The following is a 21,935-nucleotide window of genomic DNA, read 5'->3' as shown; positions in this document are numbered from 1 at the left end:
ATTAAAGTCCCATTTCTTTTTTCAAAAACTTACCTGTAAGGCTTATTGGATTTTGAATTAGACCCTCTGGTGTACCTTCAAAGATAATCCTGCCCCCTCCTGCACCGCCTTCTTCACCAAGATCAATAATCCAATCAGCAACTTTTACCACATCAAGGTTATGCTCAATAACCAGCACAGTATTCCCTTTTTCAACCAATTCATTTAATACCCCAAGCAATACATTTATATCTTCAAAATGCAAACCTGTAGTTGGTTCATCCAGAATATAAAAAGTTCTTCCTGTATCCTTTTTAGAAAGTTCAGTAGCCAGTTTTACGCGCTGCGCTTCTCCACCCGATAAGGTTGTTGATGATTGACCTAAGGTGATATACCCAAGCCCAACATCTTTAAGTGTCTTTATTTTACGATAGATGGCAGGCATATTTTCAAAGAAATCACACGCTTCTTCTATACTCATGTCAAGCACATCACTAATCGATTTACTTCTATAACGTACCTCCAGGGTTTCCCGGTTATACCTTTTTCCACCACACTCTTCACAAGGCACCTGTACATCCGGCAGGAAATTCATTTCAATTACCTTCATTCCTCCACCCTGACAGGTTTCGCAGCGGCCTCCCTTTACATTAAAGGAGAAGCGCCCTGGCTTATAGCCTCTTATCTTTGCTTCGGGCAGCTGTACGTATAAGTTCCGGATATCTGAAAATACACCGGTATAAGTAGATGGATTAGACCTTGGTGTACGGCCAATTGGTGCCTGATCTATTTCAATTACTTTATCTATTTCTTTTAAGCCATTGATCTTTTCGTACGGAAGCGGATGTTTTTTGGCCCTAAAGAAATGATGATTCAATATAGGGTAAAGCGTTTCGGTAATTAAGCTTGATTTACCACTGCCCGAAACTCCGGTAACGGCAATAAACTTGCCTAATGGGAAATCAACCGAAACATCCTTTAAGTTATGGCCGCTAGCTTTAATTATTGAAAGTTTATGCCCATTCCCTTTTCTACGTTTGGCAGGTATTTCTATGCCTTTTTTGCCATTAAGATATGCAGCGGTTAAGGTATCTGATTTTAGGATCTGAGCTGGATTACCCTGAGCTACAATTTCTCCGCCATGGGCACCTGCAGCAGGCCCTACATCAATAACGTGATCTGCTTCCAGTATCATGTCCTTATCGTGTTCAACAACAAGCACCGTATTACCTAAATCCCTAAGATTTTTAAGGGCTCCTATTAAACGTTCATTGTCGCGCTGATGTAAACCAATGCTCGGCTCATCCAGAATATACATTACGTTCATAAGCTGCGACCCGATCTGGGTAGCCAGCCTTATCCTTTGAGCCTCGCCACCAGAAAGAGTACGTGCAGTACGATCTAGTGACAGGTAATTTAAACCAACATCGGTAAGGAAGCCCAATCTGGCACGGATCTCTTTAAGAATTTCTTTGGCAATAATATTTTGACGCTCACTAAGTCTGCTCTCTACATCTACATACCAGTTTTTAAGACTGATGATGTCCATCTCGGCAAGTTCAAATATATTCTTGCCATCTATTTTAAAATTCAGGCTTTCTTTCTTTAAACGAGCGCCATTACATACCGGACAGGTTTTAAGCTTACGGAAGCTCTCCATATCATCAACGGCTCCTTCGCCTTTGCGCTCCTGTTGCTCTTCAAGTAGTTTAATAATTCCGTCGAACGTAATCTGATAGTTCTGAACGTTCCACTTATTATACTCAACAGCTACACTTAATAATTCATGAGTACCATTAAGAATGATATTAATATTATCCTCTCCCAGTTTTTCGAGCGGGGTTGAAAGTGAAAAGTTATATTTTTTTGCAAGTGCTTTTAAAACCTGAAATACCCATACTTCACGATATTCGCCTAAGGGGGCCAATCCTCCATTAAGGATACTAAGTTTAGGATTCGGGATTACTGACTCCCTGTCGATTACAAAGATGTAACCCAAGCCATCGCAGTTCTCGCAAGCTCCGTATGGCGAGTTAAAAGAAAAACTGTTTGGCTGCGGCTCGTCGTAAGAGATACCCGTTGTAGGGCACATTAAAAACCGGCTAAAGTGCGATACATTATTTGCCTTATCACTTATTTTAATAATTCCCTTACCTAAACGCATTGCGGTTTGGAGTGAATCTTGAAGCCGTTTTATGTCTTTTCTATCTATTACAAGTCTATCAACAACAATTTCAATGTCATGAATTTTGTACCGGTCTACCTGCATTTTAGGTGTGATATCCTGTATATCACCATCAATACGCACTTTTACATACCCTTGTTTACGAATTTGCTCAAAAAGCTCACGATAATGACCTTTACGGCCTTTAACTACAGGTGCCAGTATGTTTACCGGCATATCACCAAACTTGTTAAATATATTATTAAGAATCTGGTCTTCGCTCATACGCTCCATTTTCTCACCTGTGTTGTAAGAAAAGGCATCAGCAGCACGGGCATAAAGTAAGCGCATAAAATCGTAGATCTCGGTAATTGTTCCTACGGTTGATCTTGGATTTTTACTGGTTGTTTTTTGTTCTATTGCAATAACCGGGCTTAAGCCCGAAACTTTATCTACATCAGGCCTTTCCATTCCGCCCATAAACTGACGCGAATAGGCACTAAAAGTTTCCATATACCTGCGCTGTCCCTCGGCATAAATGGTATCAAAAGCAAGAGACGATTTACCACTTCCGCTTAAACCTGTAATTACAACAAGCTTATTTCTGGGAAAGGAAACGTCTATATTTTTTAGGTTATGCACCCTTGCCCCATACACTTCTACATCTTTTTGCTCTCCAAGGTCGATGGTATTTTTGCTCATATATATATTAAAAACAATATGGATATCTGATAATTAAGATAACAATTTTAAAGGCACAAAGGTACGCCATAATAAGGAAAGATTATCTATTTACCAAACTATGGTTGTGTCATTTTCTGTAGGATGACCTGTACAAACCAGCACACGACCGGCTGCAATTTCATCATCCATCAGGATTTCATTATAGTCCATCCGCACGCCACCCTTAACACAATTTGCAGTACAGGTACTGCAAATTCCAGCCTTACAGCTATACGGAACATCAATATGCTGCTCAAGGGCCGCATTAAGAATAGTTTTATTATATGGAACAGAAAGCCGGTACTGCTGCCCCCGTAGCTTTAGTACTACAGAATAAGTATTGGTATCTTTTACTTCTTTTTCAGTAGTATCATCCTCGTCAACCTCGTCCTCAGGCATTACAAAAGTCTCCCTTTTGATCTGCATTATATCGAACCCTAAATTAAGTAGGGTTATTCGGCAGGTAACCATATAATCAATAGGTCCGCACGTATAGAACAAGGCATCATTTTTATCGAACTCCAAGTAGTCCTTAACTATTTTTTCTATAAGGAACACATTTAACCTGGCCATTAATAGATTTTGCGACTGGCTGGATACATAGATGATCTTAAATCTATCAGGGTGGTTTTTCTGGAGTTCATTAAGCTCATCATTGAAAAGTGCTTCTGTTGGTGAGCGGACACTGTATACAAGTATGATTTTTGATTGGCTTTCTCTTACCAACGCTGTTTTAATAATAGAGAAAAGAGGGGTAATGCCTACGCCTGCACCAAAAAGAAAAACAGTTCTTTTTAGATCTGACTGTGGCGGGTAGGTAAACAAACCATTGGGCTGCAGGGCATACATAATATCACCTATTGCGGTTCTATGATGCAGCAGTCTGGATATTTCGCCATTTTCGACCCGTTTTATAGCAATAGCAAGCGGCTCATCAACATCGGGAGAACTGCATAAAGAATATGACCTTCTAAGTTCTCTTCCTTGAATATCAAATACTAATGTTAAAAATTGGCCGGCCTGGTAATTTGGTTTCGGTTCATCCAAAACATCAAATATGAGAACAAGTATTTCTCCCGAGCCGTACTTCATATCTTGTATACGCAGTTTCATCAGTCCCATCATAGGGCAGTAAATTAGTAATTTTCAAATAAAACAAAAAGCCGTTCCAATAATTTGGAACGGCTCCCCCCATTTGCACGTGTCTTTTCTTTCTAATTTATAGAACTTTGGGCATTACCCGCGTTCCAAGCTAATAATGCTCTAGGAGCAGTATAACCATGACGAACAGGATCTTCCACTATCTCTTTCATGGAAATCAATTTGTAAACATAACCACCTGTTTCGCGATTTAGTTTCATTTTGAAATAATTGTCCTGATTTTGTCTGTCTATCTGTCTCCTCATATGTCCATCACCTACATTATAGGCGGCGGCAACTAGCGTCCAGCTATCAAAAATACCGTAAAGTTCTTTAATGTATTTAGCGGCAGCTATTGTTGATTTACGTAAATTCTTACGCTCATCTACTTTTGAATTGACTTTTAAACCATATGTACGGGCAGTTGCAGGCATAAATTGCCAAAACCCTGCAGCACCTTTTGGTGATACACCCGCTTTTAATCCTGATTCTACTAATGGAACATACTTAAAATCCTCTGGAATACCGTAAGCGGCAAGGATTGGTTCTATCACAGGAAACCATTCTGCCGCTTTTTTATGCAGGCGATTGGTTTGTAAATTATTGAAGCTGAATTCAGCAAGAATTCTCTTCATTTTACGTTCCACTTTGGCATCCCCTAGTGGTAGTGTTTCTTCTGCGAAACTCAATTTAGCCATCTGAGATAATGGCTTTTCAACTGGTGTTACTGTTGTATCTTTTTTTGTTGTTTTTTCTTCTTTTAAAAGACTTTTTGATGCTTGGGGCATGTGGTAAGCAAACACTTTTGCCATAACCAGTAATGAAATTATTACCGTACATGTTATTATGTGTTTCTTTATCATTTTCCTCCTTTTTTTGGTGAATAATATAAAACGCCTGCAAACATACGATATATTAACCTAATTATCAAGCTTTTACAAAAAACACTTCCAAAATCAACGTTTAAAGGTATCTGAGGACTGATTTTTTTACTTGTGGCCCAACAAAAAAATAAGCACCTCAAATCAAGTGTTTTTAACAATAAATCTCCTCTTTAAAAGTCACAAAATGCTCCCATTGAAAGCACATAGAAATTACGCTTTATCTACACTTAAAATTGTGAATTAGAGCAATTTTAAGTAAGTTTGCACCCGCATAAATTATGCGGTTAAAAGCGTATCATGATAAAAAACAACAACAGGAACAGTCGGGATGACAAGTCCAAACCGGGAAACCGAAGCACAACTGGCAGAAGGCCAAGTGGAACAGAGAGTTCTTACAAAGGAAAAAGCAAGTTTGACGATAAAGAAGGAAAAGATAATAAATTTGGTGCATCCAAAGACTTTAAGCCAAGAACCCCACGTGAGGGTGACAAAAAGGATTTCAAATCCAAGGGAGGCAGAGATGGTGATTCAAAAGGCTTTAGCCCAAGAGGTTCAGCTGGCAAAGACTTTAAACCAAGGACACCAAGGGATGGGGACTTCAATAAAGAATACAAGCCAAGAGCTTATAAAGAAGGTAGCTCAAGAGAGACTCCTCCAGGCGAAAAAACCCGCAGCTATATAAAGAAAGACCATTTTAGCCAATCAGGCGACAAGCCTTTCAGGAAATTCGATGATAAAAAAGGTCAGAACGCAAGAAGTACTGACAACAGACCTTTCAGAAAAAGAGAGGGAGACACACAGAGACCTGATTTTCAATCCCGCCCTGATCGTGGAGCACGCGGCGGACGCAACGAACGTTTTGAGAAAGAACCTGTGATGCGTAGCAGGAAAAACCCTGTTGTTAAAGATGACGGACTAATTCGTTTAAACAGATATATTGCAAATTCAGGAATTTGCTCTCGCCGTAAAGCCGACGAGCTAATTACAGCAGGTGTTGTGTCTGTTAATGGAGTGATTGTTTCTGAATTGGGACAGAAAGTTGACCCTGCAAAAGATGAAATCCGTTATAACGGTGAATTGTTAAAACGTGAGAAAAAGATTTATGTTCTGTTAAACAAACCTAAAGATTATATCACTACTACTGATGATCCACAAGAGCGTAAGACTGTTATGCAGCTTGTTGAAAAAGCAAGCAGAGAACGTATTTACCCTGTTGGAAGATTAGACCGTAACACTACTGGTTTGCTATTGATGACGAATGATGGTGATTTGGCCGACAAATTATCTCACCCTAAAAACGGAATTACAAAGATCTATCATGTTGAATTAAGCAGAAGTTTAACCCAGGGTGATTTGAATAAAATTCAGTTTGGTCTTGAACTTGAAGATGGTATAATTAAACCAGATTCAGTATCTTACGTTACCGGTGGTACCAAGCGTGAGGTAGGTATCCAGATCCATAGTGGTAAAAACAGGATTGTGCGTAGGATTTTTGAGCATCTGGGTTATGATGTAGTTAAGCTTGACAGAGTAGTGTATGGCAATTTAACTAAAAAAGATCTTCCAAGAGGTAAATGGCGATTCCTTGAAGAGCACGAATTAATACAGATCAAACATCTGATTAAATAATTTTAAACATGAAAAAATCCTTCCTTTTCCCAATTATCCTTCTAGCAATGCAAAGTTGTGCACAGAAAAATGATTATAATTTAATTATAGGAACATATACTAATACGGGTAAAAGTGAAGGGATTTACACTTATAGTTTTGATGCCAATAATGGTGATTCTAAACAATTAAGCGTTGCAAAAGGTGTAGAGAACCCAAGTTATGTTACTTTAAGCCCCGACAATAAATTTGTATATGCTGTAAATGAAACTGGCAAAACCAGTTCTGTAAGTGCATTTGAATTTCATGCTGCAAAAGGTGAGCTTAAGTTCCTGAACAAGCAAGCTACAAATGGTGATGACCCTTGCTATGTGATTGCTGATGAGAAAAATGTTATTTCTGCCAATTATTCGGGAGGGAATGCTTCAGTTTTTGGCATAGAAGGCAATGGATCTGTAGGCGCATTAAAACAAGTTGTTCAGCATTATGGGAAAAGTGTAAATAAAGACAGGCAAAATGAACCTCATGTGCACATGGTGTTTTTTACACCAGACCACAAATATCTGATCATTAATGATCTTGGGACAGATAAAGTTTACTTGTATAATTACAATCCTAATGGAAGTAATGATGTACTTACACCTCACGATAGTGTTGCTGTAACACCTGGCGCAGGACCAAGACACATTACCTTTAGTAAAGATGGTAAATATGCTTATCTGATTCATGAAATGGACGGTGGGATAACGGTTTTTAGCTATTCAAATGGTTCATTAGAAAAAATACAGGAAACTAAAATTACTGCAGACGGATTTAAAGGAGAGAACGGTGCAGCAGACATTCATATTTCTCCTGATGGCAAGTTCTTATATGCCACTAACAGAGGAAGCGAAAACAACATCACTTTCTTTGCTATTGAAAAAGGAGGCTTGCTTAGTAAAAGAGGCCAGATCAGCACATTAGGTAAAGGACCAAGAAATTTTGCAATTGATCCTAGCGGGAAGTATCTGTTGGTTGCCCATCAGTACACAAATGATGTGGTGGTATTTGAACGTGATACACAAACCGGCGAGTTAAAGGATACAGGCAAAAGAATTGAAGTAGGAGCTCCTGTTTGCCTTCTTTTTGCCCCTAAGAAATAACAGGAAATAAGGAATCATAAAAAAGGCTTGTATCTATGGATACAAGCCTTTTTTATGATCGTTTATACAGCTTTTAACTTATGCTGTGCTTCAATAACCTTGTTATAATAATTAATATAGAATGGTAATATTTTCTTGAGGTCAAAGTCTTTTGCTCTTGTTAAGGCATTCTCTTTAAACTGCTTTAATATGGCATCATTTTCAAGAATATGAATTGCTTTTGCAGCCATGTCATCAACATCGCCAACATTACTCATATATCCACAAAAGCCGTCAACATTTAATTCAGGCAATCCACCGGCATTTGAGGTAATAGCCGGCACTTTACATGCCATTGCCTCAAGAGCTGCCAAACCAAAGCTCTCAGACTCTGATGGCATTAAAAACAAATCAGATACTGATAAAATTTCTTCTATTGCGTCTTGTTTCCCCAAGAAACGAACGTGCTCACAAATGCCCAGGCTTCTGCAAAGTTGCTCATCATATGCGCGTTCCGGACCATCACCAACCATTAGTAATTTAGATGGGATTTTTGCCTGAATCTTTTGAAACATCCTGATTACATCGGCAGTACGCTTTACTTTTCTAAAGTTTGAGGTATGAATTAATATCCGCTCATTATTTGGCGCAATAGCCTTTTTAAAATGATCTTTTGGCTTTAAGCTAAATCTCGAAAAATCAATAAAGTTCGGAATAACCTGAATCTCATTGGTAATTTCGAAATGTTTCTCTGTATCGTCTTTTAGACTTTGAGAAACAGTCGTAACACCATCCGATTTGTTAATAGAAAAAGTAACTACCGGTTTATAGGTTGGATCTTTACCAACCAATGTAATATCTGTACCATGCAATGTGGTTACAAATGGTATATTGATACCATAAGTTTCAAGAATCTGCTTCGCCATAAATGCTGCAGAAGCATGTGGTATTGCATAATGAACATGCAAAATATCCAGTTTCTCAAAACGTACCACATCTACCAGCTTACTGGCTAGCGCAGATTCGTAAGGGGCATAATCAAATAATGGATAATCTCTTACTGATACTTCGTGATAGAATAAGTTTTCAGAGAAAAAATCTAGCCTTGCAGGCTGACTATATGTGATGAAATGTACCTGGTGACCTTCGTCGGCAAGTGCCTTACCTAATTCAGTGGCAACTACTCCACTACCTCCAAAAGTCGGGTAACAAACAATACCTATTTTCATGAATATTTTTTTACGTTGCAAAGTACACTACTTAAATTGAGCTTTGTGTTAAACAATTGCAATTATTTAAGATTTCATCTCTGCCTGTATCACCAGATACATTTCATTAGGCCTTTGTGTACCAATGTAATATTCAAATCCGTCAGTATCTGTAAGTACAACAGCATCTTTCCCGGATGAATAAAACCTTATGCTTCCCTTACGGTGAAGGTTATATACCGGATTATTGAACAAGTAATTGCTATAAGTGTCCTTTCTTACTTTTACAATTGAATTAAGGTCTATTTCTACTCTTTTAGCCGACCACAATCCATCTATTACGATCTTTTTATTATCAATAATAGTTTTGTACTGAATCAGAAAAAGTAAAGCTATTGAAACCCCTATGATACCAAATCCAACTACAAGAAACAGATCCTGGGTATTGTCTCTGTCTCGCTCATATACATAGGCCGCAAAGCAAAACGCAGCCATAACAAGTCTTATACAGATCCTGATATAGTCTCGTCCTATGTATTGTTTTTCAAAAAAAGCGTAGCGGTTGCTCATTTGTGTAAATTTCAATAAAGTTACTTTTTTTTTATCTCTTGAGTATCCCTATCTATGTTAAGATTGTTTAAAAAATGTAATATGATTATTTTAGACTGAATATGGCCACCTTTTTTGTGGAAGGCGTTACCTTATATCTTTCATCTTGCCTCATTCCGCCCAGCCAAATTACTTCGCCATTTCCATTTATAAGAATAGGGACACTTCCTTTTTCTACAAGGGGTATTTTATTATCAATAAAAAAATCACTTAGCTTTTTAAAGAACTTCATGCCCAATGGGATAAACTTATCGCCCGACTGCCAGGTTCTTAACACCAAAGGAAATATAAGCTTGTCTGCATCTACAAATGCTCGTTCGCTCCCTCTTTCGAAATATGGTTCATCTGTAAAAGACATCGATAATTTATGCTGTAATATGTTTACAGTTTGATCATTAATATGGATAAATGCCAATTGCTGGTTTTCTGTTACCACAGGACTTAATATCAAATTCTTTCTATCAATGGTAATTCTGTGAGAATTACTGTAAAAAGATGTACCGCTTTGTTTATCCAAGGCCTGCAACAACTCTATAACCACAAGTTCCGAAAACCCATAAGGCCTAAGCAATTCAAACATCAACAGTCTTTGTGGTTTTAAGGTCTTTACTTTAGCTACTTCCAAGTACAGATTATTCTGCTTTTCAGTTATCAGGTGCCCCCTTAATTCCGACACCACATTCTGCAACACAAGCTCGGTTTCAGAAAACCGCTGAATATTTTGTTCAAATGTTTGCTCCAGATTGGGGTTAATCTCTTTAAGGTGAGGGATTACCTTTAACCGGATTTTATTTCGGGCATAATCGACAGATAAATTCGAGCTGTCTTCTACAAAGTCAATATCATTCTTTACTATCAGTTCATTGATTTGTTCACGTGAAAGAAATAGAAGTGGCCTGATAAGTTTATCTCTTTTAGGTAAAATACCATGTAAGCCGGCTATTCCGGTACCTCTTGTTAAATTTAATAATATGGTTTCCATAGCATCATCCTGATGCTGAGCAAGGGCAATGAAATCATAGTTTTCAGATTGCCGAATTTCCTCGAACCAATTGTATCGCAAATCTCTTGCAGCCATTTGGGTGGATATTTTATGAATTGCTGCATAACTTTTAGTTTTAAAATGCGTTACATAAAACGGAACTTCAAGGGAATTGGCTAGCATTCTGACAAAGTTTTCGTCTCTCTGAGATTCATCAGCCCGTAAATTAAAATTGCAGTGTGCTATACCAAAATCAAAACCTGCGAGTTTAAAGAAGTGAACCATTAAAACAGAATCCTTCCCTCCGCTTACGGCAAGTAATATTTTGTTGCTTTGAGCAAAGAGTGAATTATGGTTGATAAAATCTTTAAAGTTTTGAATGGGCAACATCTTTCAAAAATATTTAATTAAAATGGTAAGCAAAAAACTAACTTTGTAAAGTGCAGAAAATACGCTTTTTCATTATCTTTTTCATGTTTCCTTTCTCTTTGCTAGCGCAACAGAGGACAAAGATTATTTTGAAGGATGCCAGAGTAGGAAATACAGATGGGAAAAAAAACATCTCCTATCTGAAATTTCCGGTATTTAGTCATGAAAATGCCACCTTAACTTGCGACAGTGCAGTTTTTTATCAAAACGACAATGTTTTTGAAGCATTTAAGAATGTTCACATCAATCAGGGTGACACCATAAATATTTATTCTGACCACCTAACTTATAATGGAAATACTAAAATTGCGCATTTAACTAGTAATGTGCGCATGGTTGACAAGGAATCTGTCCTCACTACCAATACATTGGATTATAATATGGCCACCAAAGTTGGAACTTATGTAGAAGGAGGTAAAATTGTTAATAAAGATGTAACCTTAACCAGTAAAAATGGATACTACTTTTCTAACAGTCGCGATTCGTACTTCCGTTACAATGTAGTAGTGGTAACGCCGCAAACCACCATTAAATCAGACACTCTAAGATATAACACCCTTACCAACTGGGCATATTTTTATGGTCCTACAAATATTAAAGGCAAAGAAGATAATTTGTACACCGAAAATGGCGCATACAATACCAAAACTGAATATGCCTATTTTGGAAAGAAAAATCTATATACCAACGGGACCAAATCTTTAAAGGGTGACAGCTTATATTATGATGGTATTGCAGGATATGGTAAAGCTGTTAGGAATATCATTTTTAAAGATACTGCAGATAAAACTGTTCTTTATGGACAATTAGGTTATTATTACAAAATTGATGAACGCGCCGTTGTAACCAAAAATGCATATGTGGGAATGGGTACAAAAGATTCTATAACAGTTAACAAAAAGTTGCAGCCAGATACTTTATGGCTAGGTTCTGATACTTTGGAAACACAAATGGTGCTTCAAAAAACGCTGAAGTTAATTGAATCGCCGGTACTCAAAAAGAATAATGAACTGGGCGACCCTGAAAAACCACAAAAGAATAATGGCGCGCAAGTACCCGGCATGACAGCAGAAGAAATTGGTATAACAAAGAAGCCGGAAAAAATAGATCCTAAAGGCAAGGCAAAACCGGAGAAAAAAGGCAATAAAAATGTGCTTCCTATTGATTCAACAGCACTGAAGGTTGCAAAGGATAGTTTGCTAACAAAGGTTACTTTGCCTAAAGACAGCCTTGCTAAGGATACCATTCTTCAAAAGAAACCCGATATCCCTTTAATTAAGGACTCTTTAAAAGTAACCAAAGACCCTGTTAAAGCGATAAAAACGGAAATAGCAGGTAAAAAACCAGATAGCTTAAGTAAAAAAGCAGATAGTCTGGTTAAACCGGGAAATGTGGTAAAAAAGATTGATGCAGCCGTTAAAACTACAGATAGTTTATTAAAGAAAAATGCAAAGGACTCATTACCTGTTAACCCTTTAGACACGGTAAAAACACGGTCCATTAAAGCTTACCATAATGTGAGAGTTTACAAGTCTAATATGCAGGCTAAGGCAGACTCTCTGTTCTATACAAGTGCCGATTCGACTTTAAGATGGTATGGAAATCCTATTTTATGGTCTCAGAACTCTCAGCAAACGGGAGATACCATTTATCTGCGATTAAAAAACAATAAGCTTAATACGCTGCAGGTAATTGACAATGCATTTCAGGTTAATGTGAATGCGGACTCTGCAAAGTTTAATCAGATAAAAGGAAAACTCATTACAGCTTTCTTTAAAGATGGAGAATTAAGCACCATGTTTGTGGACGGGAATGCGGAAAGCGTGTACTATAACAGAGGGAACGATAGTGCATACACCGACATGAACCAAACTGTAAGCAGCAGGATAAAAATTATATTTCAAAACAAGGAGATACGTCATATACTCACCGTTAAAGAACCAGAAGGTATAAGGGTACCTATTGCTGAATTAAAGGAGGATGTTTTATTAACAGGATTTACCTGGAAACCCGAACAAAGACCACTTTCTAAAAAGGAGGTGATTAATGGAAAACCTAAAGCAAAAGCTGTCACACCTAAAAAATCTACTGTGGCTGCAAAAAAAACTGCAGGTCCGAAGGGCAAAATAACTAATAAAGCGGATGTAAACAAAAAAGGACTAATAAAGGAAGCCGCAAAAGAAATTACAAAGGTCGCATCTAAAATTGACTCAGCGGCAATAGATTCTGCAAAAGCACTGATAGCGCCTGTTAAAAACTTACCTTTAAAACCTGATACGAGTAAAAAAACTATACCTGTTCCTTTAAAAAAGCAATAAGCTTTTTCATAGCAATAGCCCTGTGACTGATCTCGTTCTTTTCGGCCATGCTCATTTGCGCAAATGTCCTGTCGTAACCAAGCGGCATAAAAATCGGATCATAACCAAATCCATCCTGTCCAATTGGAGCTTGAATAATATTGCCATAAACAATCCCCTCAAAAAGGTAATTTTTATTGCCCTTATTTAAAGAAATGACTGTTTTAAAATGAGCCTTTCTGTTTGTTTCCCCTTCCATTTTTTTTAATACCAGATTAAGGTTTTTCAGATCATCCCTAACTCCTGAATATCTTGCCGAATAGATACCAGGCTCATTATTTAATGCTTCAATCTCTAAACCACTATCATCAGCGAAACAATCCAGGTCAAAGTTATCCGTCACATAACTGGTTTTAAGCTTTGCATTTTCAGCAAAAGAGTCTCCTGTTTCAGGGATATCTACATCGCAGCCAATATCTTTAAGGTTTAAAACTTTGTACTGATTAACAAGAAGATTACCTATTTCTTCTGTTTTATGCTTATTGTTGGTAGCAAATACCAATTCAGGTAACATCATAATCCAAGTTGTTTCAAGCTGCCCCACAGAATCTTTTTCCCATTAGGATCTTCATCTAGTTGCTGCAAAGTAGACGAGAAGATAAGTTTTACAGTACCTTCATTTACAACTGTGTTTTGACCCTGGTGTTTTAACCCTAGTTGTTCAGGTGAAACGCCAAAGGCAAATACAATAACACTCGAAAATCGGGCTTTCAATTGCTCATAGCTAGTTTGTTTATATTTAGCATAATTTAGCAGAGCGAAATCATTAGCTGTAAGATTTATTGATTTTACGATTTTTCTTAGCAGCTCTCTCCCTTTTTCATCACTTACATCATTCTGATCATCGTATACTAAAATCAGAATATTGCGATTATTATTTCCCAGAAATTTAAACTCAGGTTGCTCTTTAACTAATGTAATTATTGGTTCAGCAACAGTTGAAGGTGGTGCAATTGATGGGACATCGTCTTTAACATAAGCTTCAACATTTGCGTTTACCACCCTTTCAGGCTCATTTACCAGGTAAACATCATCTGTAAAAAATAAACGCAGACCTTCTTCTGTTGTTGTAAGTTGGCTAACCATTAATGATAATTTTATTGAAAATCTTTTTTCTGTTAAAATTAGTTAAATATCTCATTATAGTACCTTTATTTATTACTTTTATGCCTTAAAATTATATACCTTAAGTCTTTTGTGAGAAAAGTTTACTGTGCCATTATCATCAGTCTTTTTATTACCGGTGCATTTGCTCAAAATGTGGCTGTTGTTAATGGAAAACCAATAACCAATAAAGAGTTTATGTGGGTCTATAAAAAAAACCACTCTAGCTATAGAAATGTAACACCTGAGGATTTAGAAGCATATTTATCACTGTATATTAATTTCAAACTTAAGGTGCTTGAGGCGAAAGAGATGGGTTTGGATAAAGACACAGCCTACCTTGCCGAAGTAAAAAATTATGAACATGCATTGCGTACGCAAAAGAGAATATCGAAAACAAAGCCTGAATATGTTTTCATAATGAACGAGTATAAAGAAGCGGTTTTAATGTTCAATATCTCTGAAATTAAAGTTTGGAACCAGGCGCAGAATGATGAAAATCAGCTCCGCATTTTTTATGATAAAAACAAAAGCGTTTATTTGCAAAGTTCTTTTGACGAGGTTAGAGGGCAGGTAGTAACCGATTACCAGCAGGAACTGGAGAATGAATGGATAAAAGCATTAAGAAATAAATACCCTGTAAAGATTAATCAGGATGAGATAAGAAAGTTGGCGAGGTTATAGACCGTAAGCCAATAGCATAGATAATATTAGATTTGCACAAAAAGAATATAATTGAACAACCATAGGATGAGGAAATTTTTAGTAACAGCAAGCGCATTAATTTGCTTGTTTTTTAACGTAAAGGCTCAAAAGAAAAATATAGATAAAGTTGTTGCTGTATTGGGTAATAACATCATTTTATTATCAGACTTAAATCAGCAATATGCGCAATACTTAAATTCAGGTAATCCTGATGATGAAAAAGTAAAGTGCTATATATTACAACAAATGCTTGCCCAGAAGCTACTTAAACAACAGGCAGAGATTGACTCTGTTGTAGTTGAAGAAGCACAGGTTGATGAAGAGGTTGAAAAACGTATGCGTTATCAGATTCAGCGTGCAGGCGGACAAGAAAGACTTGAGCAGTTTTTAAATCGTTCAGTACTTCAATACAAAGATGAAATCAGACCAGACATTAAAGAGCAGCTGATTTCTAATAAAATGCAGCAAAAAATAACACAGGATGTAAACATTACACCTATTGAAGTTAAACGTTATTTCGATTCTTACCAAAAAGATAGTCTTCCCGATATTCCTACTGAGTTTGAAGTTGGAGAAATTGTATTGCATCCGAAACTTACAAAGGCAGAAAAGCAAAAATTCTATGATAAAATTGATGCACTTAGATTAAGAGTGAAAAGCGGTGAAGATTTTGCTTTCCTTGCAAAATCTTACTCTGAGGACTCTGGTTCTGCCCCTGATGGCGGTGATCTTGGATTCTTTGATCGTACCAGAATGGTAAAAGAATTTACAGCATGGGCTTTTAAATTAAAACCAGGAGAGATGTCGCCAGTTTTTGAAACAGAACATGGCTTTCATATTCTTCAGGTTATTGAACGTCGCGGAGAGCAGGTTCAGGCACGTCATATCCTTATACGTCCGGAAACTACGCCAGCCAGTTTAGAAAGAACTAAATTACAGGCTGATACTATTTACAGGAACATTTTATCTAAAAAACTTCCTTTCTCAACCGCAGCTTCATTGTACTCAGACAACAAAGAGTCGCAGTACAATGGCGGAATGATTTTATATGCCGACAATGTTACCGCCAGAACTACATTTATACCTGCTGATAAACTTGATCCAAAAGTATTTATTGTTGTGGATACCATGAAGGTGGGCGAGATCTCTCAGCCTGTTGCTTTTACAGATCCTGATGGAAAACAAGGATATAAGATTCTTTATTTGAAATCTAAAATCCCTCCGCACAAAGGAAACCTGGATCAGGATTACGCAAAATTCAAAGAGAAAGCACAACAGAATAAAATTGATAGAATGCTGAGCGAGTGGTTCGAAAAAAGAAGGGAAAACACTTATATCAGGATTGATGAAGATTATGATACTTGTGATGAATTAAAAATATGGACTAAAGGTACAACTGCTAAAAAATAATGCTAATGCAGTTTGAAAATGATATAAAAGCAGTGGATGCATTGCATCAGGCATATAATAACATTAAAGCCGAAATAGGGAAAGTTGTTATTGGTCAGGAAGAGGTAGTAAAATCTGTTTTAATCTCCATCTTCAGTAATGGGCACTGCTTATTGGTTGGTGTTCCTGGTCTTGCAAAAACACTGCTTGTTCAAACTATTGCAGATGTAATGGATCTTAACTTTAACAGGATCCAGTTTACCCCTGATCTAATGCCAAGCGATATTATCGGGGCTGAGATCTTAGGAGAAGACAGAACATTTAAATTTATAACCGGTCCAATTTTCTCGAACATTGTTCTTGCAGATGAGATCAATAGAACGCCTCCTAAAACTCAGGCTGCATTACTTGAAGCAATGCAGGAAAAGGCAGTAACAGCTGCTGGACAAAGACATGCATTACCAAATCCTTTCTTTGTACTGGCCACTCAGAATCCTATTGAACAAGAAGGGACATATCCATTGCCTGAAGCACAATTGGATAGGTTTATGTTTAATGTGCTGCTAAGTTATCCTACTTTTGCTGATGAGCTTGAAATAGTAAAAAGCACAACCAGCAACAATGAGGTTAAGCTTAAAAAAATAATAGATGCTAAGCAGATTCAGTATTTTCAGAAATTGGTACGCAATATTCCTGTTGCCGACAATGTGATTGAATATGCTGTTAAGCTGGCAAGCAAAACCCGCCCCCATACCCCGTTAGCTACCGAAGATATTAATAAGTATATAAGCTGGGGTGCCGGACCAAGGGCTTCTCAGTTCCTTGTTATTGGTGCAAAATGTCATGCAGCTATATCAGGAAAGTATTCACCGGATATAGAAGATGTTCAAGCTGTTGCCGAAGCGATTTTACGCCACCGTATTGTTCGAAATTACAGAGCTGAGGCTGAAGGATTATCGATTGAACAGATCATTAAAAACCTGTTCTAAATTAATTGTCATCCATAACCTTTTTGTAAATATTAGGGTAATCTGTAACTACACCATCAACGCCCAAACCTATCAGGTACTTCATATCTTTAATTGAGTTTACTGTCCACGGTATAATCTTAACGCCTGCTTCGTGGCAACGCTCTACCAATCCTTTACCAACCAGAACTGAATAAGGACTATAAACTGTTGGTTTGAAACCAAGATCAGCAATATTTACCTCAAAATCGATCTTCTCATCAATAAGCAAAGCCGTCTTTATTTTTGGATAGTTTTCGTGCAGGTATTGCAAAGTTCTTACATCGAATGACTGTATAGTTACTCGTTTGGTAAGCTTTTTCCGAATCACAATTTCCATAATCAGATCAACAAACTCAGCAGGTTCCGGATGGAATTCGTTATCTCCTTTGGGGATAGTTTTTGTTTCAATGCTGTAATTTGGTTTTGGTAATTTTCTTCTTTTAACATAGTTCTCTACAGAATCTATTGTCTCTTCCAAAAGCGGCTTATATGTTTCTATCTTTTCCTGATAAGGGAACCTGCTATGAACCTTGCTACCCACATCAAATTTCCTGATGTCAGCATAATCCATTTTATACATATTATAGTTCTTTTGATTTTTAAGCGTTATGGGTTTGCCATCGGGAGCAATACTAATCTCAAAATTAAAGTAAGGCTCTTGTGAGAGTACAACCCGTTTATCTTTAGAAATTACAGCATTCATGTTTAGTGTATTTACGCCCAGATCCAGTGCTCTAAGCATCCCTGGAATTGTGTTTTCAGGCATTATTCCACGAGCACCACGATTTCCTTGCAGATCGAATTTCTGTGCAATTGATTGAAGGGTGGTAATAAATATTGCTGCTGTAAGTATAATTTTTCTCATTTGCTTTACTGTATAAAAGAAAGGGGTTCTTAAATCAACTCTTTAAGAAACCCCTTCATAATAATATGATTTATAAAATAACGCTTTCTGGCCCTACATGTTGTTAACGTTCTGCGGGTGCAAATACTAATGCAATAAGGTTCCAGTTAAAATCAGGTTGGCGTTCATAAATAAACACATAATTAAAACTCTCTCTCAGATCAGCTTTATAGTCTACAGTTGCAACACCATAAGTATAGGCCAAATCACCACCATCCGCTTTGTCTACTTTGGTGGTCTTTAAAGATACCTTACTCATCATGCCATTTATAAAGGCTATTGCTTTATCCTTGCCAATAATAGGCTCGTACCCTGGAAATAATACTCTTGCATCAGGGTTTAAAAACCCTGCAAACGCCGGAACCCCATAAGATTTAAGGGTAGCATTTAAAGTTTTTTCTGTAGTAGCAATTATATTAGCACCCGTTGCACGTTCCTTATCATTTAAAAACTTAGGTTTATGAAAATCCTTTGGTTCTATAAACTCTTCTTTTACTTTATTTAATGGCTTATTATGTGATGTACCAAGGTCTAATGCAAGCTCCCATTTACCATTAACTGCCTTCCATACAGAAAGGTACTGTCCGTAATGAGTTTCATTGCCCCCTAAAGTATAAGGCCCGGTAGTAAATCCCCAATCTCCGCTTCTTGATACTTTTGCATATACCGGAGTCCAACTTAAATCTTTAGTATCGTCTTCAGTCGCATAAAATGTTTTGGCGTTAACTGGGTTTGGTCTAAAAACTAAACCATCAGCTGCCGAATAGGTAGTAAATGCAGTTTTGGCACCATTTTTTGCCAGGTTCGCAGCAAAATCTTTCTCCGCTTTAACAAGTGATTTAGTGCTTCCATCTGATTTTTGAGCGTAAGCACCAATCGTCATAGATGCAACAGCAATTGTATAAAGAAATTTATTCATCATTGTTTTTAAATAGTTTCTGCGCTAAGATAAGGGTTGAGTAATTTTTTCCTTTAAAAAGTAATTAACAATTACACATAATTAGATTTTATTCCAGGTTGTGCCATCTTTGCTGTCTTTCAGCTGAATACCCATGCTTTGTAAACCCAATCTTATTTTATCTGAGGTGGCATAATCTTTATTCTCTTTAGCTCCTTTTCTTATGTCTATAACCAGATCAAGCACTGAGTTTAATTCAGTATTTGAAGTCTCTTCATCCTTTAACCCAAAAACATCAAATACGAAGTCATTCATGAGTTTTTTTAATCTCTCAAGCTCCACTTCAGATATACTGCCCTTTCCATCATGAATTGTGTTAATAATCCGGACTGCTTCAAATAATTCGGCAATTACAACCGGGCTATTAAAATCATCATTCATTGCTTTTACGCAATTATTGGCAATAGGTTCAATTTCAAAATCGCTATTAGCCGAAGGCGTTAACTTTTCTATTAAGTTTACCGCATTCATAAGTCTTCTGAAACCTTTTTCAGATGCATCCAAAGCCTCATTAGAAAAATCTAAAGTACTTCTGTAATGCGCCTGCAGCATAAAAAACTTAACAGTCATGGGGCTAAATCCTCTTTCAAGTAAAGGATGATTTCCGGTGAATAACTCTTCGGGTAAGAATCCATTACCTGCGCTCTTAGACATCCGCGTTCCATTTACGGTAAGCATATTGGTATGCATCCAATATTTTGCGGGTTGCTTATGGCTGCAGGCTTCCGACTGTGCAATTTCGTTAGTATGATGTGTTGCTGCAAGGTCCATACCTCCGCCATGAATATCAAATTCTTCACCAAGATATTTGGCACTCATCGCAGAACATTCTATATGCCAGCCAGGAAATCCAACTCCCCAGGGAGATGCCCAGCGCATCAGCGTTTCAGGTTTGGCTTTAATCCATAATGCAAAATCCAATCTTCCATGCTTTTCATCCTGCCCACCTAATTCCCTTGTATTGGCAAGCAGATCCTCAAGATTCCTATTGGTTAATATGGTATAATTATATTTCTCACTATATTTTTCTACATCAAAATAAACTGTTCCGTTTATCTCATAAGCATAACCATTCTTAATGATCTCTTTAATCATTTCAATTTGCTCAATAATATGTCCTGTAGCAGTCGGTTCAATACTTGGAGGCAGTGTATTAAACATTCTTAATACCTCATGGAAACCCAGAGTATACTTCTGAACAATCTCCATAGGTTCTAACTGTTCAAGTTTAGCTCTTTTAGCAAATTTATCATCTCCCTCATCCCTATCACCCTCCAAATGGCCTGCATCGGTAATATTCCGAACGTAGCGCACCTTATAACCAGTATATTTTAGATACCTGAATATAAGGTCGAACGATATGAAAGTACGACAGTTACCCAAATGAACATCACTGTAAACGGTGGGGCCGCAAACATACATTCCTACATTAGGAGCATTAAGCGGTTCAAAAAGTTCTTTCTTACGTGTTAGGGTATTGTAGAGCTGTAAGCCTGTATTCATTTTGCAAATGTAAAAATTTTAGGGATTTAATCTCAAATCGCTGCGGACCGGAAAGTGATCAGATAATTTAGCATCAATAATTCGATAATTGATCACTTTTATATCCTTGGTTGTAGCAATATAGTCAATCTGAAAATTAGGAAATTTACCATTATATGTTCTTCCAAGGCCTGTGCCCTGTTCCTTAAAGGTATTATTTAACGACTTGGTAAGCTGCGTTACTGCATAAGATGCCGGGGTATCATTAAAATCTCCCGCAATCAGAAAAGGTGTTTTACATGTTTCCATGTGATTCTTCATAATATCAACCTGACCGCTCCGCTTCACAAAGGCATTTTTAAGAAGCGTTATAATTCGTTTTGAAGGAACAAGATCAGCATCCATCTTTTTAGTAACCTTATCAATATAACTGTAATCCTGTTTATCGAATGAGATGGATTGCAAATGGACATTGTAAACCCGTAATTTCTGCTTCTTAATCATTATATCTACAAAAATACTTGCGTTTCCGCCGAAATTCTCTCCAAATGCAATTATGCCTTTATCTTTTATAGGATACTTTGAGAAAATAGCCAGGCCTGTTGCCTCATAGTCGTTTTCAGAAGAAGGTACAAAGTAATAATAGGGTGTTTTTAATATTAGTTTTAAGCTATCAGTAATATCATAGGGGCCTTTACGACGGGTAAAATACTCCTGAAAACAAATAATGTCCGGGTTTTCATTTTTTATAAGTTCCAGCATCTGTTGTTTCACCGACTCAATATTTTCGAACCCATAAGGTTTAAAACTATGAACATTATAAGTCATCATTCGTACATGCTCAGGATGTTCTTTGACTTGCTTACCTGATTCTCCAAATATTCCAATAGTAGCAGTTAAAGCTCCCCAGCCCGAAAAAATTAAGATAACTGTGCCAATGGCAAATGTCCACCGTCGCCTGATGCACCACCAAATTATCATTAGTACATTAAATAGCAGGATAAAAGGATAGGCCAGACCAAAGAAGGGAATGTATTTGTATTCACGCGGATCAAACCTGCCAGCTAAAAAACCAAGTACCAAAGTAATTGCCAATACTAGTGCTGCAAGGCGAACAACTTTATCTATAAATGTTGGTTTAGTTTTCTTCATTAGTTTCTATCCATTAGCTTCCATGTA

Annotated in this window: 18 protein-coding genes; 6 read left to right on the top strand and 12 right to left on the bottom strand. The window is 37.2% G+C overall.

The window, feature by feature from the left end:
* Position 1 precedes the first annotated feature (1 nt).
* The 3 genes from uvrA to CPT03_RS20960 form a co-directional block, all read right to left on the bottom strand.
* The gene (gene uvrA / locus CPT03_RS20970; protein ID WP_099440658.1) at positions 2 to 2,845 is read right to left on the bottom strand and encodes an excinuclease ABC subunit UvrA; all 2,844 of its coding nucleotides are present in this window, start codon (positions 2,843 to 2,845) and stop codon (positions 2 to 4) included.
* Between the two features lie 90 nt (positions 2,846 to 2,935).
* On the bottom strand, positions 2,936 to 3,979 hold the full coding sequence (locus CPT03_RS20965; protein WP_317044317.1) for a ferredoxin--NADP reductase: 1,044 nt from the start codon (positions 3,977 to 3,979) through the stop codon (positions 2,936 to 2,938).
* Positions 3,980 to 4,080: 101 nt separating this feature from the next.
* A complete protein-coding gene (locus tag CPT03_RS20960) occupies positions 4,081 to 4,818 on the bottom strand; it encodes a lytic transglycosylase domain-containing protein (RefSeq protein WP_245869910.1) in 738 nt (245 codons plus the stop codon).
* Between the two features lie 369 nt (positions 4,819 to 5,187).
* On the opposite strand from CPT03_RS20960, the gene CPT03_RS20955 reads away from it, so the two are divergent.
* Together CPT03_RS20955 and CPT03_RS20950 are read left to right on the top strand one after the other, a co-directional pair.
* Positions 5,188 to 6,519: a pseudouridine synthase gene (locus tag CPT03_RS20955; protein ID WP_099440656.1), complete on the top strand. Its 1,332-nt coding sequence runs from the start codon at positions 5,188 to 5,190 to the stop codon at positions 6,517 to 6,519.
* Positions 6,520 to 6,527: 8 nt separating this feature from the next.
* On the top strand, positions 6,528 to 7,640 hold the full coding sequence (locus CPT03_RS20950) for a lactonase family protein (RefSeq protein WP_099440655.1): 1,113 nt from the start codon (positions 6,528 to 6,530) through the stop codon (positions 7,638 to 7,640).
* Positions 7,641 to 7,702: 62 nt separating this feature from the next.
* On the opposite strand, the gene bshA is transcribed toward CPT03_RS20950, so the two are convergent.
* The 3 genes from bshA to tilS all read right to left on the bottom strand — a co-directional run bounded on the left by bshA (position 7,703) and on the right by tilS (position 10,808).
* Complete coding sequence (bshA, locus tag CPT03_RS20945) at positions 7,703 to 8,848, bottom strand: N-acetyl-alpha-D-glucosaminyl L-malate synthase BshA (protein WP_099440654.1); 1,146 nt, start codon at positions 8,846 to 8,848, stop codon at positions 7,703 to 7,705.
* A gap of 66 nt (positions 8,849 to 8,914) precedes the next feature.
* Positions 8,915 to 9,397 (bottom strand): hypothetical protein, encoded by a 483-nt coding sequence (locus CPT03_RS20940; RefSeq protein WP_099440653.1) that lies wholly within the window; start codon positions 9,395 to 9,397, stop codon positions 8,915 to 8,917.
* Between the two features lie 85 nt (positions 9,398 to 9,482).
* Complete coding sequence (gene tilS / locus CPT03_RS20935) at positions 9,483 to 10,808, bottom strand: tRNA lysidine(34) synthetase TilS (protein WP_099440652.1); 1,326 nt, start codon at positions 10,806 to 10,808, stop codon at positions 9,483 to 9,485.
* 50 nt (positions 10,809 to 10,858) lie between these two features.
* Between tilS and CPT03_RS20930 the strand changes: the two genes are divergently transcribed.
* Positions 10,859 to 13,165: an OstA-like protein gene (locus tag CPT03_RS20930; RefSeq protein WP_099440651.1), complete on the top strand. Its 2,307-nt coding sequence runs from the start codon at positions 10,859 to 10,861 to the stop codon at positions 13,163 to 13,165.
* Here CPT03_RS20930 and rdgB read toward each other — a convergent pair.
* On the bottom strand, positions 13,137 to 13,718 hold the full coding sequence (gene rdgB, locus CPT03_RS20925) for an RdgB/HAM1 family non-canonical purine NTP pyrophosphatase (protein WP_216641679.1): 582 nt from the start codon (positions 13,716 to 13,718) through the stop codon (positions 13,137 to 13,139). The genes CPT03_RS20930 and rdgB overlap by 29 nt on opposite strands.
* Positions 13,718 to 14,290, bottom strand: coding sequence for a DNA polymerase III subunit psi (locus CPT03_RS20920; protein WP_099440649.1), 573 nt, complete (start codon positions 14,288 to 14,290; stop codon positions 13,718 to 13,720). Before CPT03_RS20920 ends, rdgB begins: the two co-directional genes overlap by 1 nt.
* Positions 14,291 to 14,401: 111 nt before the next feature.
* Between CPT03_RS20920 and CPT03_RS20915 the strand changes: the two genes are divergently transcribed.
* The 3 genes from CPT03_RS20915 to CPT03_RS20905 all read left to right on the top strand — a co-directional run bounded on the left by CPT03_RS20915 (position 14,402) and on the right by CPT03_RS20905 (position 17,391).
* A complete protein-coding gene (locus tag CPT03_RS20915; protein ID WP_099440648.1) occupies positions 14,402 to 14,992 on the top strand; it encodes a hypothetical protein in 591 nt (196 codons plus the stop codon).
* Positions 14,993 to 15,058: 66 nt separating this feature from the next.
* On the top strand, positions 15,059 to 16,423 hold the full coding sequence (locus CPT03_RS20910) for a peptidylprolyl isomerase (RefSeq protein ID WP_099440647.1): 1,365 nt from the start codon (positions 15,059 to 15,061) through the stop codon (positions 16,421 to 16,423).
* A 5-nt stretch (positions 16,424 to 16,428) separates the two neighbouring features.
* Positions 16,429 to 17,391 carry an AAA family ATPase gene (locus CPT03_RS20905; protein WP_099441210.1) on the top strand — a complete coding sequence of 321 codons (963 nt, stop codon included), beginning with the start codon at positions 16,429 to 16,431 and terminating at the stop codon, positions 17,389 to 17,391.
* A 1-nt stretch (position 17,392) separates the two neighbouring features.
* Here CPT03_RS20905 and CPT03_RS20900 read toward each other — a convergent pair whose 3' ends face one another.
* The 4 genes from CPT03_RS20900 to CPT03_RS20885 form a co-directional block, all read right to left on the bottom strand.
* Positions 17,393 to 18,277 carry a glycerophosphodiester phosphodiesterase family protein gene (locus CPT03_RS20900; protein ID WP_099440646.1) on the bottom strand — a complete coding sequence of 295 codons (885 nt, stop codon included), beginning with the start codon at positions 18,275 to 18,277 and terminating at the stop codon, positions 17,393 to 17,395.
* 103 nt (positions 18,278 to 18,380) lie between these two features.
* Positions 18,381 to 19,238, bottom strand: coding sequence for a nuclear transport factor 2 family protein (locus CPT03_RS20895; RefSeq protein ID WP_099440645.1), 858 nt, complete (start codon positions 19,236 to 19,238; stop codon positions 18,381 to 18,383).
* A gap of 78 nt (positions 19,239 to 19,316) precedes the next feature.
* Positions 19,317 to 20,777: a cysteine--tRNA ligase gene (gene cysS, locus CPT03_RS20890; protein WP_099440644.1), complete on the bottom strand. Its 1,461-nt coding sequence runs from the start codon at positions 20,775 to 20,777 to the stop codon at positions 19,317 to 19,319.
* A gap of 18 nt (positions 20,778 to 20,795) precedes the next feature.
* Positions 20,796 to 21,908, bottom strand: coding sequence for an endonuclease/exonuclease/phosphatase family protein (locus tag CPT03_RS20885; protein ID WP_099440643.1), 1,113 nt, complete (start codon positions 21,906 to 21,908; stop codon positions 20,796 to 20,798).
* Positions 21,909 to 21,935: the final 27 nt, after the last annotated feature.

Source organism: Pedobacter ginsengisoli (assembly GCF_002736205.1).
Classification (GTDB): Bacteria; Bacteroidota; Bacteroidia; order Sphingobacteriales; family Sphingobacteriaceae; genus Pedobacter; species Pedobacter ginsengisoli_A.
The sequence above is the reverse complement of the archived record's forward strand: the minus strand, read 5'-3'. Positions and strand labels throughout refer to the sequence as shown.